This is a genomic window from Patulibacter brassicae, assembly GCF_033949425.1.
In the GTDB taxonomy this organism is placed as follows: Bacteria; Actinomycetota; Thermoleophilia; order Solirubrobacterales; family Solirubrobacteraceae; genus Patulibacter; species Patulibacter brassicae.
In genome coordinates this window covers 532,541-546,498 of sequence record NZ_JAXAVX010000002.1, presented here as the reverse complement: position 1 = coordinate 546,498, position 13,958 = coordinate 532,541, and the positions used below count along the sequence as shown (strand labels likewise).

Annotated in this window: 11 protein-coding genes; 4 read left to right on the top strand and 7 right to left on the bottom strand. The window is 72.5% G+C overall.

Annotation, left to right across the window (positions count from 1 at the left end):
- Window positions 1-6: 6 nt before the first annotated feature.
- Window positions 7-1,128 carry a peptide chain release factor 2 gene (prfB, locus tag SK069_RS07605; RefSeq protein ID WP_319953599.1) on the bottom strand — a complete coding sequence of 374 codons (1,122 nt, stop codon included), beginning with the start codon at window positions 1,126-1,128 and terminating at the stop codon, window positions 7-9.
- A gap of 274 nt (window positions 1,129-1,402) precedes the next feature.
- Between prfB and SK069_RS07600 the strand changes: the two genes are divergently transcribed.
- Window positions 1,403-3,244, top strand: coding sequence for an assimilatory sulfite reductase (NADPH) flavoprotein subunit (locus SK069_RS07600; protein ID WP_319953598.1), 1,842 nt, complete (start codon window positions 1,403-1,405; stop codon window positions 3,242-3,244).
- A gap of 9 nt (window positions 3,245-3,253) precedes the next feature.
- Window positions 3,254-5,020: an NADPH-dependent assimilatory sulfite reductase hemoprotein subunit gene (locus tag SK069_RS07595; RefSeq protein WP_319953597.1), complete on the top strand. Its 1,767-nt coding sequence runs from the start codon at window positions 3,254-3,256 to the stop codon at window positions 5,018-5,020.
- A 137-nt stretch (window positions 5,021-5,157) separates the two neighbouring features.
- Here the strand turns inward: SK069_RS07595 and secA are convergent, their stop codons facing one another.
- The 4 genes from secA to SK069_RS07575 form a co-directional block, all read right to left on the bottom strand.
- Complete coding sequence (secA, locus tag SK069_RS07590; protein ID WP_319953596.1) at window positions 5,158-8,013, bottom strand: preprotein translocase subunit SecA; 2,856 nt, start codon at window positions 8,011-8,013, stop codon at window positions 5,158-5,160.
- A gap of 244 nt (window positions 8,014-8,257) precedes the next feature.
- Window positions 8,258-8,629, bottom strand: a complete 372-nt coding sequence (gene hpf, locus SK069_RS07585; protein WP_319953595.1) for a ribosome hibernation-promoting factor, HPF/YfiA family — start codon at window positions 8,627-8,629, stop codon at window positions 8,258-8,260.
- A gap of 204 nt (window positions 8,630-8,833) precedes the next feature.
- Window positions 8,834-9,160 carry a co-chaperone GroES gene (locus SK069_RS07580; protein WP_319953594.1) on the bottom strand — a complete coding sequence of 109 codons (327 nt, stop codon included), beginning with the start codon at window positions 9,158-9,160 and terminating at the stop codon, window positions 8,834-8,836.
- Between the two features lie 60 nt (window positions 9,161-9,220).
- Window positions 9,221-9,901: a ComF family protein gene (locus SK069_RS07575; protein WP_319953593.1), complete on the bottom strand. Its 681-nt coding sequence runs from the start codon at window positions 9,899-9,901 to the stop codon at window positions 9,221-9,223.
- Between the two features lie 62 nt (window positions 9,902-9,963).
- Between SK069_RS07575 and SK069_RS07570 the strand changes: the two genes are divergently transcribed.
- Window positions 9,964-10,839, top strand: a complete 876-nt coding sequence (locus SK069_RS07570) for a cytochrome c oxidase assembly protein (RefSeq protein ID WP_319953592.1) — start codon at window positions 9,964-9,966, stop codon at window positions 10,837-10,839.
- Between the two features lie 115 nt (window positions 10,840-10,954).
- The gene (locus SK069_RS07565) at window positions 10,955-11,530 is read left to right on the top strand and encodes a dihydrofolate reductase family protein (RefSeq protein WP_319953591.1); all 576 of its coding nucleotides are present in this window, start codon (window positions 10,955-10,957) and stop codon (window positions 11,528-11,530) included.
- A gap of 33 nt (window positions 11,531-11,563) precedes the next feature.
- Here the strand turns inward: SK069_RS07565 and SK069_RS07560 are convergent, their stop codons facing one another.
- Together SK069_RS07560 and SK069_RS07555 are read right to left on the bottom strand one after the other, a co-directional pair.
- Window positions 11,564-12,574: a sugar phosphate nucleotidyltransferase gene (locus tag SK069_RS07560; RefSeq protein WP_319953590.1), complete on the bottom strand. Its 1,011-nt coding sequence runs from the start codon at window positions 12,572-12,574 to the stop codon at window positions 11,564-11,566.
- Window positions 12,575-12,894: 320 nt separating this feature from the next.
- A complete protein-coding gene (locus SK069_RS07555) occupies window positions 12,895-13,956 on the bottom strand; it encodes a bifunctional phosphoglucose/phosphomannose isomerase (protein ID WP_319953589.1) in 1,062 nt (353 codons plus the stop codon).
- Window positions 13,957-13,958: the final 2 nt, after the last annotated feature.

Below are 13,958 nucleotides of genomic sequence, written 5' to 3'. Positions count from 1 at the left end.
GGAGCGCTACTCGGCCGGCGCGGCCTCGGCCTCGCCGGCCTGCTGCAGCAGCCAGGCGCGGACGAACTCGTCGAGGTCGCCGTCGAGCACGTTCTGGACGTTGCCCGTCTCGACGTTCGTGCGGAGGTCCTTCACCATCGTGTAGGGGTTCAGCACGTAGGAGCGGATCTGCGAGCCCCAGCCGACGTCCTGGGCCTCCCCCTTCTCCTTCGCGATCTCCTCCTGACGCTCCCGCTCCGCCCGCTCGACGAGCTTCGCGTAGAGCATCTTCATCGCCGTCTCCTTGTTCGCCGTCTGCGAGCGCTCCTGCTGGCAGGCGACGACGATGCCGGTCGGCTGATGGGTCAGCCGGACGGCGGAGTCGGTCTTGTTGACGTGCTGACCACCGGCGCCCGACGCGCGGTAGGTGTCCACGCGCAGGTCCTCGTCGCGGATCTCGATGTCGCCGACCTCCTCGACGACCGGCGCGACCTCGAGGCCGGCGAACGCCGTCTGGCGCCGCCCCTGCGAGTCGAACGGGCTGATCCGGACGAGGCGGTGCACGCCGCGCTCCGCGCCGTAGAGCCCGTAGGCGTGGTCGCCCTCGACGCGGAACGTCGCGGACTTGATGCCCGCCTGCTCGCCGGCGGACGCCTCGAGCAGGTCGACCTTGAAGCCGCGTCGCTCGGCCCAGCGCATCTGCATCCGCAGGACCATCTCGGCCCAGTCCTGGGCGTCGGTGCCGCCGGCCCCGGCGTTGATCGTCACGAGCGCGTCGCCGGCGTCGTAGGGGCCGGTGAAGAGCCGCTCCTCCTCGAGGTCGGCGAGCCGCTTCTCGACGGAGTCCAGCTGCTCGACGAGCTCCTCGGCGAGGTCGTCGTCCTCGTCGGCGAGCTCGAGCAGGCCCTCGAGGTCCTCGAGGTCGGACGCGAGCTGGTCGTGGATCTCGAGCCGCCGCGTCGCGCGCGAGCGCTCGGCGGTCGTCTTCGCCGCGCGGTCCTGGTCGTCCCAGAACCCGCTCTCGCCCATCGCCGCGTCGAGCTCGGCGACGCGGGCGCGCAGCTCGTCGGGCCGGAGGTGCGGCTCGAGCGCCGCGAACCGGTCGCGCGCGTCGGCGATGCGCTGTGGTGCGGACTCCGGAACGGCCATGGACCACTCGACGCTAGCACCGCCTCCCACGCGGTGAGCGCCCCGCCGCGCCCGGGGCCGCGGCGCCGATCCCTTCCTGCTGGTCCCGCAGCCCTTCCTGTTCCTCCACCATATTCCGATCAGGGTCCAGCACAATGCGTGTCCCCGGTCCGAGGTCGCGGCAATCTGCGAAAATCGATCCGGATTTCCGGCCGGCGATCTCCCTCGATCTCGCGGCACCGCCACCCGCCCACGCGTCCGCGACGGGCCCAACGCACGAGCCCTCTCGACGACCTTGAGCACCCCGATCCCGACCCTCACGAGCGAGCAGCAGGACCAGCTCCAGCGCCTCGCGCCGACGGTGGACCGCGACCAGGCGATCTGGCTCAGCGGCTACTTCGCGGGGCTCGCCGGCGCGGGCACGGCGCCCGCCGCGCTCCCGGCCGACGACGGCGCCGCCGCCGCCACCGCCGCCCCGGCCGCCCCCGCCGCCCGCCGGCTCACGGTGCTGTACGGCACCGACACCGGGAACAGCCGCGAGGTCGCCGGCCAGGTCGCCGCGGCCGCCACCGCGCAGGGCGTGCCGGCCGAGGTCGCCGACATGGCGGACTACAAGACCCGCCTCCTGAAGGACGAGCAGGATCTCGTCGTCATCGCCGCCACGCACGGCGAGGGCGACCCGCCGCCGAGCGCGATCGGGTTCTTCGAGTTCCTTGCAGGGCGCAAGGCCCCGAAGCTCCCCGACGTGCGGTTCGCGGTCCTGGCCCTCGGCGACTCGACGTACGAGCACTACTGCTCGGCCGGCAAGCAGCTCGACGCGCGCCTGGAGGAGCTCGGCGCCTCGCGCCTGGCCGACCGCGTCGACTGCGACGTGGACTACGAGGACGACGCCGAGGCCTGGATCGCGGACGTGGTCGCGCGGCTCGTCCCGGACGAGCCGCCCGCCGGCGCCGCGGCCGCCGTCCCCGCCGGTGGTGCGCCGTCGGTCGACGGCGCGGCGTCGAGCAACGGCGCGGTCGCCCATGGCAAGAAGCACCCGTTCGCCGCGCCGCTGCTGGAGAACGTCGTGCTCACCGGGCGCGGATCGTCGAAGGAGACCCGCCACGTCGAGCTCTCGCTCGAGGGCTCGGGGCTGACCTACGAGCCGGGCGACGCGCTCGGCGTCGTCCCCCAGAACGACCCGCAGCTCGTCGAGGCGCTGCTGGACCGGCTCGCGCTCTCCGGCGACGCGACGGTGCCGACGAAGCAGGGCGACCGGCCGCTGCGCGAGGCGCTGACCCACGCGTACGAGATCACCGCCGGCACCCCGCGCTTCATCGAGCAGTGGGCGACGCTCAGCGGCGCCGGCGAGCTCGAGGCGCTGCGCGACGGCGACGCCAAGGCCCGCTTCGACTACCTCCACGAGCACCACGTGCTGGACATCGTCGAGCGCTTCCCGGTCCCGGGCCTCGACGCCGCGCAGCTCCTCGCCGGGCTGCGTCCCCTCCAGCCGCGGCTGTACTCGATCGCCTCGAGCCTCGCCGCCGCGCCCGACGAGGCGCACCTCACGGTGAGCACCGTCCGGTTCGAGCTCCACGGCCGCCCGCGGACGGGCGTCGCGTCCGGGCATCTCGCCCGGATCGGCGACGCGGAGGACCTCGACGTCCCGGTCTACGTCCAGGCCAACGAGCACTTCCGCCTGCCCGCCGACGACGTCCCGATCATCATGGTCGGCGCCGGGACCGGCGTGGCGCCCTACCGCGCGTTCCTGCAGGAGCGCGAGGCGCGCGGTGCCGAGGGGCGCAACTGGCTCGTCTTCGGCGAGCGGAACTTCCGCAGCGACTTCCTCTACCAGGTCGAGTGGCAGCAGCTGCTGAAGGACGGCGTCCTGACCCGGCTGGACCCCGCGTTCTCGCGCGATGCCACGCCGAAGACCTACGTCCAGGACCGCCTCCGGCAGGCCGGGCGGGACGTCTGGGCGTGGCTCGAGGACGGCGCGCGGATCTACGTCTGCGGCGACGCCACGAACATGGCGCCGGACGTCGACGCGACGCTCGCCGAGATCGTCGCCGAGCACGGCGGCAAGGGCGAGGACGACGCCCGCGAGTACCTCTCCGCGCTGAAGCGCGAGCACCGCTACCTCCTCGACGTCTACTAGGAGTCCCCGATGTCCACGACGAAGACGACGCAGGCGGCGGCCCCGGCGGTCGAGGTCGACCGCAGCCGCGACCTCTCCCAGCCGCTCGAGAAGCTCGCGCCCGAGGAGTCGCTGAAGTTCCACAGCGACTACCTCGCCGGCACGATCGCCACCGATCTCGTCGACGAGATCACCCGCGCGGTCGACGAGAACAACAACAAGCTCATGAAGTTCCATGGGATCTACCAGCAGGACGACCGCGACCTCCGCGACGAGCGTCGTCAGCAGAAGCTGGAGCCCTACTTCACGTTCATGCTCCGCGGCCGCCTGCCGGGCGGCGTCTGCACCCCCGAGCAGTGGCTGAAGATCGACGAGCTCGGGCGCCTCCACGGCAACGACCAGTTCCGCCTGACGACGCGCCAGACGTTCCAGTTCCACTACCTCGACCGCAACGCCCTGCGCGAGGTGATGATCGGCCTGCGGGACGTCGGCCTCGACGGCAAGGCCGCCTGCGGCGATGTCGCCCGCACGGTGATGAGCGGCGTGCACCCCGGGCTCTCGAAGCTCCACAAGCAGGTCTACGAGCAGGCGCGGATCGCGTCGGACCACGTCATCCACAAGACCTCGGCCTACGAGGAGGTCTGGTTCGGCGAGAAGCCCGCCACGCCGCGCGGCGACGACGAGGAGCCCTTCTACGGCAAGCAGTACATGCCGCGGAAGTTCAAGATCGGCTTCGCGGTCCCGCCGAGCAACGACATCGACATCTACTCGCAGGACCTCGGCTTCGTCGCGATCGCCTCGCGCGGGAAGCTCAAGGGCTTCAACGTCGTCATCGGCGGCGGCATGGGCCGCACCGACCGCGCGCCCGAGACCTACCCGCGGCTCGGCGACGTCATCGGCTTCATCGAGGTCGACCAGCTCGTCCCGACGCTCGACGCCGTGATGGGCGTGCAGCGCGACTACGGCGATCGCGTCACCCGCTCGCACGCCCGCTTCAAGTACACGATCGACGACAAGGGCCTGCCGTTCATCAAGGGCGAGATCGAGCGTCGCCTCGGCTTCGCGCTCGCCCCCGCCAAGAGGTTCCGGTTCGACTCGAACGGCGACCAGCTCGGCTGGACCACCGGCGACGACGGGCTCGAGCACTTCACGCTCTTCATCGAGAGCGGGCGGATCATCGACCGGGGCGAGCGGCGGCTCTTGACCGGGCTGCGCGCGATCGCGCAGGCCGGCCTGTGCGTCTTCCGGCTCACCCCGAACCAGAGCGTCATCCTCTCCGACGTCGCGCCGGAGGACCGCCCGAAGGTCGACGCGCTGCTCGCCGAGCACGGCATCGACAACGTCCCGACGAAGGGCCGCAGCGCGCTGCGCCTGAACTCGATGGCGTGCGTCGCGATGCCCACCTGCGGCCTGGCGATGGCCGAGGCCGAGCGCTACCTGCCGGACCTCATCACGAAGATCGAGGGCCTGCTGGAGACGCACGGCCTGACCGAGGAGCCGATCACGATCCGGATGACGGGCTGCCCGAACGGCTGCGCCCGCCCGTACATCGCCGAGATCGCGCTCACCGGCCGCGCCCCCGGGAAGTACAACCTGTACCTCGGCGCCGGCTTCCACGGCCAGCGCCTGAACAAGATGGTCCGCGAGAACGTCGGCGAGGACGTCATCCTCGAGGTGCTCGACGAGACCCTCGGCGCCTACGCGAAGGACCGGCAGGACGGCGAGCGCTTCGGCGACTTCGTGATCCGCGCGGGCTTCGTCGCCGAGGTCACCGAGGGTCGCTTCTTCAACGACTGACGGCGGCGCGCGGCACGGGCGTCCGTCGGCGCCCGCCGCGCCGACTCGAGAACGCGCGAGGGCGGCCCGGTCGGGCCGCCCTCGCGCGTTCGTGCCCGGGCGCCGCAGCGCCGCGGGACCCGGTGGTCAGCGGCGGCTCAGCGGCCGTGGCACTTCTTGTACTTGCGTCCCGATCCGCACCAGCAGAGCTCGTTGCGGCCGAGCTGGTCGTGCTCGGAGAGCTGCCGCTGCTGGACGGCCGGCGTCTCGGGCACGCCCTCGTCGGTCTCGTAGGCGGCAAGCGCCGCGCTGTCGACGTCGGCGACCGCGAGCGCCGAGGGCTGCGCCTCGGTGCCGCCGGAGTACTGGTAGTCGCCGCCGCCGACGCCGACCGGCTGCCGGTCGGGCAGGCCCCCGGCCGGGTCCTCGACCTCGACCTCGACGTGGAAGACGAGCTTGGAGAAGTCGCTCCAGATCGTCGCCATGAGGTCCTGGAAGAGGTCGTAGGCCTCGCTCTTGTACGCGACGATCGGCTCGATCTGGGCGTACCCGCGCAGGTGGATGCCCTCGCGCAGGTAGTCCATGTCGTAGAGGTGCTCCCGCCAGCGCTGATCGATGATGTTCAGCAGCAGGTAGCGCTCGACCTGGCGCATGAGGTCGTCGCCGAGCTGCTTCTCGCGCAGGTCGTAGGCGGCGATCGCATCCTCGTGCAGGCGCGTCTGCAGGTCCTCGCGGTCGACCGTGTCCGGGTCGATCTCCTCCCGGCGGATCTGGACGGGCCAGATCTCCTCGAGCGCGGCGTACAGCGCGTCGACGTCCCAGGACTCGAAGTCGTCGGCCGGCAGGTACTCGTCGAGCGCGCGCTCGATGACGTTGCCGAGCTCGTCCTTCGCGTCGTCGGACATGTCGCGACCCTCGAGGATCTGGTCGCGGTACGCGTAGACGACGCGGCGCTGCTCGTTCTGGACGTCGTCGTACTCGAGGACGCGCTTGCGGATGAGGAAGTTGCGCTCCTCGACGCTGCGCTGCGCCTTCTCGATCTGCTTCGTTAGCATCCCGGCCGAGATCGGCATCTCGTTGCCGTCCTCGTCCGTCGACGGGAAGCGGTCGAGGATCTTGTAGATCCGGTCGCCGGCGAAGATCCGGACGAGGTCGTCCTGGGCGGAGAGGAAGAACCGCGACTCGCCCGGGTCGCCCTGGCGGCCGGCGCGACCGCGCAGCTGGTTGTCGATCCGGCGCGACTCGTGGCGCTCGGTGCCGGCGATGAACAGGCCGCCGGCCTCGAGCACGACGAGGCGGTCGGCCTCGCACTGCTCGCGCACGCTCGGCAGGAGCTCCTCGAAGCGGGCGTCGAAGCCCTCGTCGCCCGGGTTCAGGCCCTCGTTGCGCAGGCGCTTGCGGGCGATGTGCTCCGGGTCGCCGCCGAGCTTGATGTCGACGCCGCGGCCGGCCATGTTCGTCGCGATCGTCACCGCGCCGGAGACGCCGGCCTCGGCGACCGTCTCGCCCTCGCGCTCGGCGTGCTCGGGCTTCGCGTTGAGGACCGTGTGCTTGATCCCGGCCTTCGTGAACTGCCGCGAGAGCAGCTCGGAGACCTCGACGGACACGGTGCCGACGAGCACCGGCTGCTTGCGGGCGTGGCGCTCGACGACCTCGCGGGTGACGGCGGCCCACTTGCCGTCCTTCGTCTTGAAGACGTCGTCGTTGTGATCGAGCCGCTGGACCTCGCGGTTCGTCGGGATCGGGACCACGCCGAGCTTGTAGATCTTCATGAACTCGGTCGCCTCGGTGAGGGCGGTGCCGGTCATGCCCGCGAGCTTCGTGTACATCCGGAAGAAGTTCTGCAGCGTGACCGTGGCCAGGGTCTGGTTCTCCTCCTGGATCGCCACGCCCTCCTTCGCCTCGATCGCCTGGTGCAGGCCCTCCGACCAGCGGCGTCCCTCGAGGATGCGGCCGGTGTGCTCGTCGATGATGGCGACCTCGCCGTTGACGACGGCGTAGTCCTTGTCGCGGTGGTAGAGCGACTGGGCCTTCAGCGACTGGTTCAGGTGGTTGACGAGGTGGCCGTTCTCCGCCCGGTACAGGTGGTCGATGCCGAGGAACCGCTCGGCCTTCTCGACGCCCTGCTCCGTGACCGCGACGGTCTTGTGCTTCTCGTCGAACTCGAAGTCGAAGTCGGCGACGAACTCCTTCTTCGTCCGCGGGTCCATGCCCTCGGGCTTCTTGCCCGGGACCATGGTCTTCGCGAGCTTCGCGAACGTCACGTAGAGGTCGGCGGCCTGCTCCGGCGCCCCGGAGATGATGAGCGGCGTGCGCGCCTCGTCGATGAGGATGTTGTCGACCTCGTCGACGATCGCGAAGTTGTGCATCGCGACCGGGCGGCTCGTGCCGTCCTCGGAGGTCTCCACGCGTCCGCCGTGCTGGACCTTCTCCTCCAGCGACTGCGCCATGTTGTCGCGCAGGTAGTCGAAGCCGAACTCGGAGTTCGTGCCGTACGTGATGTCGGCGGCGTAGGCGGCCCGCTTCTGGTCGTAGGGCTGCATGTTCTGCAGGATCCCCACGGTCAGGCCGAGCGCGTTGTAGAGCTTGCCCATCCACTCCGCGTCGCGCCGGGCGAGGTAGTCGTTGACGGTGACGACGTGGACGCCCTTGCCCTCCAGCGCGTTGAGGGCGACGGCGAGCGTGCCGGTGAGGGTCTTGCCCTCGCCGGTCTTCATCTCCGCGATGTTGCCCCCGTGCAGCACCTGGCCGCCGATGAGCTGGACGTCGAAGTGCCGCATGCCGAGCACGCGCTTGGACATCTCGCGCGTGATCGCGAACGACTCCGGCAGCAGGTCGTCGAGCTTCGCGCCGTTCTGCGCCTGCTCGCGCAGGTCGGCGAAGCGCGCCCGCAGCTCGTCCTCCTCGGCGAGCTCGAGCTCGGGCTCGAACGCGTTGATCTGCGCGACCCGCTTCTCGTACTCGCGGAGCTGCTTGCCCTCGCCGATGCTCAGCGCGCGCGAAAGAAGGCCCATGGAGTTGAGGGTACCAGCGGACCGAGCCCGTCCCGCCGGCCGGATCCCCCGTCGAGACGGCGCGCCGCCCGCCCCGGCCCCGCCCGCTCGGCGACCTCCGGTCCCTCCGCGCACGACGGGGGCCGCGACGTCCGCCGCGGCCCCCGTGATGGCCGGGTGCCGCCCGCTTCGCGGTCGCGGCGCTCCCCCGGCCCGCCGGCCCGAACGGGGCCGGTCATGGCTGTCGATTCGCGTCTCTGCGGCGCTAGGCCTGTGCCGTCCCGAAGTCGGTTCCCCGTCCCTCGCGGCGCGCCTGCGACATGCGGCGCGCGTCGCGGCGATGCCGCGTGCGCACCCGATGGCGCTTGACCTGCCGGTGCAGCTCCTCCTCGACCAGGTGGATCGCGTGCTTGAGGTCGCCGCTGACGTCCCTGGCGTGCAGCGTGACCCCCTTGAGGCGGAGGGTGGCGGAGGCCCCGAACGGCTCGGCGACGGCGGGGTTGCCGGCCTCGGAGAGCTCGATCTCGAGCTCGGCGAGTTCGGACACCTGCGCGTCGACCTTTCGGAACCGGCGCTCGATGCACTCGCGCAGCTCCTCCGTGATCGGGACGTTGCGGCCCTTCACCTCGATCCGCATGGATCTCCTTTCGTCGTCCGGTGGACTTCCAAGCGGTGCGCCGACCGTAACAGCGCGGCAACACGCTGACAAGGGCGGCCGACGTCGAACGACGAGGTCTGCTATGGACGGCGGGCGCTTCCCCCGCCGTGGACGCCGTGCTATGCCTCGAGGACGTCCGTCGAGAACCGATCCCGGCGACGTCCGGCCGGCCGGCGGCCACCGTCAGTCGGTGCCCGGCGCCTCGTCGGGGAGCTCCTCCAGCGCCCCGAGCAGCTCGCCGACGCGGCAGACGAGCAGGCGCTCCTCCTCGATGTCGACCCAGGCGCCGGCCGACGCGGGGAAGACGACGTGGTCGCCGGGCTTCACCGGCATCTGCACGCCGGCCTGCCCCCACCAGTCGAGCCCCGGCCCCACCTGCAGGACGATCCCGTGCTGCGGCGGCGGCTCGTGGGAGCCCGGCGGCACCACGAGGCCGGAGCGGCGGACCCGGTCGGGCTCGAGCTCCTTGATGACCACGCGGTCGAACAGCGGTCGCAGCACCTGCCTCATCGGCGGCGAGCGTAGACGGTCGCCAGTCCGGGCGCGTCTCCCGGCGGTCCCGCCGCCCGCTCAGCGCAGGGTGCGCATCGCCGTGACGGCGCGAACCTCCTGCGCGCCGGCGGCCTGGAGCGCGACCGCGCACGCGCTCAGCGTCGCGCCGGTCGTGTGCACGTCGTCGACGAGCAGGACCACCGGGGGCGCGCGACGCAGCGCGCGGGGCGGCGCGAGCTCGATGCCGCGCCGCCGGCCGGCGGCGAGGCGGTGGCGCGCCGGCGCCGGTGGGCGCGCGAGCACCGCCCGCCACGGCAGCTCCCGCGCGCGCCCGAGCCGACGCGCCAGGAGGAGGGCGTGGTCGGCGCCCCGGCGGCGACCGCGCACCGGATCGGCCGGCACGGGGACGAGCACGGGGCTCCCGGCCCGCAGGCGCGGCGGCAGCCGCTGGGCCATCGCCGCGCCGAGGAACGCGGCGACGCGCTCGGGTGCGCGGGCCTTGCCCGCCAGCGCGAGGCTCCGGGCGGGGCCCTCGTAGGCCAGCGGCGACCAGGACGCCGAGAGCGCCGTCCCCCGCGCCGGGCACCGCCCCGGCGCGCACGGGATCGGCAGGCCGCATCGGGCGCAGCCCCCGTCGGCGAGCCACGGCAGCGCGCCGCGGCAGCCGGAGCAGAGCAGCGCGCCCGCATCGGCGGGTGCGCGGCAGTGCAGGCAGCGGTCCGGCGCCAGTGCGCCGAGCAGGAGGTCGAGGGCGGTCACGGAGCGATGCTCGCGCCGGGGGCCGAACCGCCTCCAGGCCCGGACTGCGCCAGACTGGAGACGTGTCTCCTCCGACTTCGTGGGGCATCGAGCCGGCGCCGACGATCATGGCCCTGCTCCTGCTCGCGGCGTACGTGCCGCGGTGGTGGCGGGTGCGTCGCTCGACCGATCGCGACGACGCGCCGATCTGGCGGCTCGCGTCCTGGATCGGAGGCGCGCTGACGCTCGTCGTCGCGCAGGGCAACCCGATCGACGGCTGGGGCGACTCCCTCCTCGTGATGCACATGGTCCAGCACCTGCTGCTGCTGGACGTCATGCCGCTGCTGCTGCTCTTCGGCCTCAACCGCGTGCTCATGCGGCCGATCACGCGGCGCGTGCAGTGGCTCGAGCAGCGCCTCGGCATCATCGCCCGCCCGTGGTTCGGCCTCGTCGCCTACACCCTCGGCATGTGGCTGTGGCACGTCCCGGCGCTCTACGACGCCGCCGCCCGCTCCGACACGGTCCACCTGCTGGAGCACATGACCTTCACCGGCGTCGGCTTCCTCTACTGGTGGCACCTGCTGCGCCCGATCCCGTCGCGGGAGCGGATGACCGCCATGGGGCCGATGGTCTACATGGGCGTCACGAAGGTCACGGTCGGCCTGCTGGGCATGGCGCTGACCTTCGCCCCCGGCGCGATGTACGCGTTCTACGAGACGGGCGAGAACTGGTGGGGCCTCACGCCGACGACCGACCAGGCGATGGCCGGCGCGCTGATGGCCACCGAGCAGGTGCTGATCATGGGCGTCGCGTTCGGCGTGCTCTTCATCCGGGGCCTCCAGGAGGCCGAGCGCACCGCCCGCCGCGAGGAGGCCCTGCTGGACCGCGAGGAGGCGGAGCGCGAGCGGCGCGAGGCCGAGGAGCGGGCCGCCGCGCCGTCGGCGCTCGACGCGGGATAGCGCGGCCGCCCGGACCGACTCAGGACGGCGCCGATGAGTTCGGCGCCGCCCCGCCGTCCTCTCCCGTGACCACGCTCCCGGTGCGACCGGGGGCTCGCACCCACCAGGAGATCCCGTGCGCCAGCTCATCACCACCGCGTTCCTGTCGCTCGACGGCGTCGTCGAGGCCCCGGGCGGCGAGCCCGGCTACCGCAACAGCGGCTGGACGTTCAAGGACGTCGCGTTCCTGCCGGAGGCCTACGAGCTGAAGGCCCAGGAGCAGGAGGACTCCACGGCGATGCTCCTCGGGCGCGTGAGCTACGAGGCGTTCGCGCCGGTCTGGCCGACGATGACCGAGGAGTTCCCGCGCTACAACGCGATGCCGAAGCACGTCGTCTCCACGACGCTGCAGGAGTCCGACCTCGTCGACGACTGGGGCGAGATCACGATCCTCCGGTCGCTCGACGACGTCGCCGCGCTGAAGGAGACCGACGGCGGCCCGATCACGGTCCACGGCAGCGCGATGCTCAACCGCGCGCTCGCCGACGCCGGGCTCGTCGACCGCTACCACCTGCTCGTGTTCCCGACGCTGCTCGGTGCCGGCAAGCGCCTCTTCAGCGAGACCGACAAGGACGCCCAGCGCCTCGCGCTGATCGACAGCGCGACGTACGCCAACGGCGTCCAGAAGCTCGTCTACGACGTCGTGCGCTGACCGACGAGCGGGCGCGGCGGGCCGCGTCGGCGCTCAGGCGCGGCCGGAGCCGACGCGCGTCTCCGCGCGGGGGCGCATCGCACCGACGATCCCGGTCTGCCCCGTGATCGCCTCGATGAGGATCGTGTCGGGCTGGATCGTCGTGCCCGGCAGGACGATCGAGCGCTTCAGGGCGGAGCCCCGCCCCACGACGGCCCCGTCGCCGACGACGACCGGGCCCTGCAGGCGCACGCCGGCCTCGACGGTGACGTCCTTGCCGACCCAGACCGGGCCCTCGACGAGCTCGGCGGCCTCGAGCGACGAGCCCTCGCCGACGACGACGGCCTCCGGGCCCGCGTCGGGCACCGACTCCAGGCGCAGCGCCCCGGTGAGGGCGTCGAAGGTGCCGTTGCGCAGCTCGTCGATCGAGCCGACGTCGTTCCAGTACTCGCCGTCGAGCTGGTGGATGTGGAACGGGACGTCGTGCTCCAGCAGCCGCGGGAAGACGTCGTGCGCGAAGTCGACGAAGTCCGCGTCGGGGAAGTAGTCGAAGATCTCCGGCGAGAAGAGGTACATCCCGCAGTTCGCGAGGGTCGAGAGCGCCTCGGCGGGGTCCGGCTTCTCCTGGAACCCGGTGATGCGGCCGTCCTTGTCGTGCAGGACGACGCCGTACTGGCTCGTGTCCGTGACCTCCGTGACGCAGAGCGTCGCGACGCCGCCCGTCTCGCGGTGGCGCTCGAGCAGGCGCGTGACGTCGAGGTCGGTCAGCGCGTCGCCGGAGATGACGAGGAACGGCTCGTCGCCGAAGAAGTCGCGCGCCTTGCGCACCCCACCCGCCGTGCCGAGGAGCTCCTCCTCGAGCGAGTACTCCAGCTCGTCGCCGAAGTACCCGCGGATCGTGTCCGGGAAGTAGTGGAGGTTGGCGACGATCCGGTCGACGCCGTGCCGATGCAGCAGGTCGACGGTGTGCGCGAGCGCCGGCCGGTCCAGGAGCGGCACCATCGGCTTGGGCAGCTCGAAGGTGATCGGTCGCAGGCGCGTGCCCAGACCGGCGGCGAGAACCATGGCGGACGGCATGAGGGCGGGAACGCTAGCGCACGCCCCGCCCCGTCCGTGTTTCCCACCGGGGCACGCGGAACCACCCGCCGCCCCGGTGCTTCCCGCGCCCCCGGCGGACGCTCGTCCTCGATCCTCCCCCGCGCCCCGCGGATCGGCGGACCCGGGCTCAGCCTGGATCCACCGATGATCGGCCGAGCCTCGGCGTCGAGGACCAAGACGGTGCCCGGGCCACCGGTGATGACGGTCGGTGACCATCGGATCCGGTGGCGTGGGCACCGTCGCCGGTCATCGGCGGCGAGGCGACCCGAGGATCGGTGGATCCAGGCTCAGGCCTCGACGGCGAGCTGCTCCTTCAGGCGGCCGATCACGGCGACCGGCTCGGGGTCCACCCCGCGCAGCGCGGCGAGGTACACCGACACGAGATCGCCCAGCAGGACGAGCGAGAGCACGCGCTCGATCCCGGTCTCGCCGCGCGAGCGGACGCGGTGGATGCCGGCCGCCTGGGGCGCGATGAGCTCGCTCGTGAGCTCGGCGCGACGGACGAGTCGCGGGTGCGCGTCGCAGTCCTCCAGCAGGACCGACGAGAACGGGCCGACGCCCTTCGCCCCGCCCCAGCCGACGATCTCGTTGTGGTTCGCCTCGGGCAGGTCGCTCGCGAACGCCGGGACCTCGGCGTTCTCGTTGATCTGGCACTTCCAGCGGTAGGCGACCGGCGCCGTCGTCGGGCCGATCCCGGTGACGACCGGGATCGTCCCGTGCAGCGCGCGCGCCAGCGCCTTCGCCTCGCCGTCCTCGGCCCCCGCCGGGCCCCACTCGCGTCCCAGCGCGTCCAGGGCGCCGGCGGCGACGTCGATCTCCGTCCGCATCGAGGGCCCGACCCCGCAGGCCGCGGCGGCCTCGAGCACGGCGACGAACAGGTAGCCGACCGCGGCGCGCGGCTGCAGGCCACCGGCGACGGGGATCACCGGGACGCCCTCCTCGCGAGCGAGCCGCGCCAGCTCGCCGCCGGAGGTCACGACCACCCGCGGCGCGCCGATGACGCCCGCGGCCTCGAAGCACGCGAGCGTCTCCTCCGTGTCGCCGCTGTAGCTCGCGCAGAGGACCGTCGTGTCGTCGGTCGTCCACGGCGGCAGCTCGTAGCCGCGTGCGGCCAGGAGCGGCCGGCCCGCCTGGTCGGCGAGCGCGGCGCGCGCGAGGATCCCGCCGTGCGCGGAACCGCCCATGCCCGCCACCACGAGCCCGCCCGGGCTGTCCCAGCGCCCCAGGCCCGCGGACTCGGCCTTCCACATCGCGTCGCGGAGGTGGTCGCCGATCGACAGGACGTCGCCGATCTGGTCGGTGGGATCGACCGCGGCGATCGCCGCGGCGTCCAAGGGGGTCTCGCTCATCC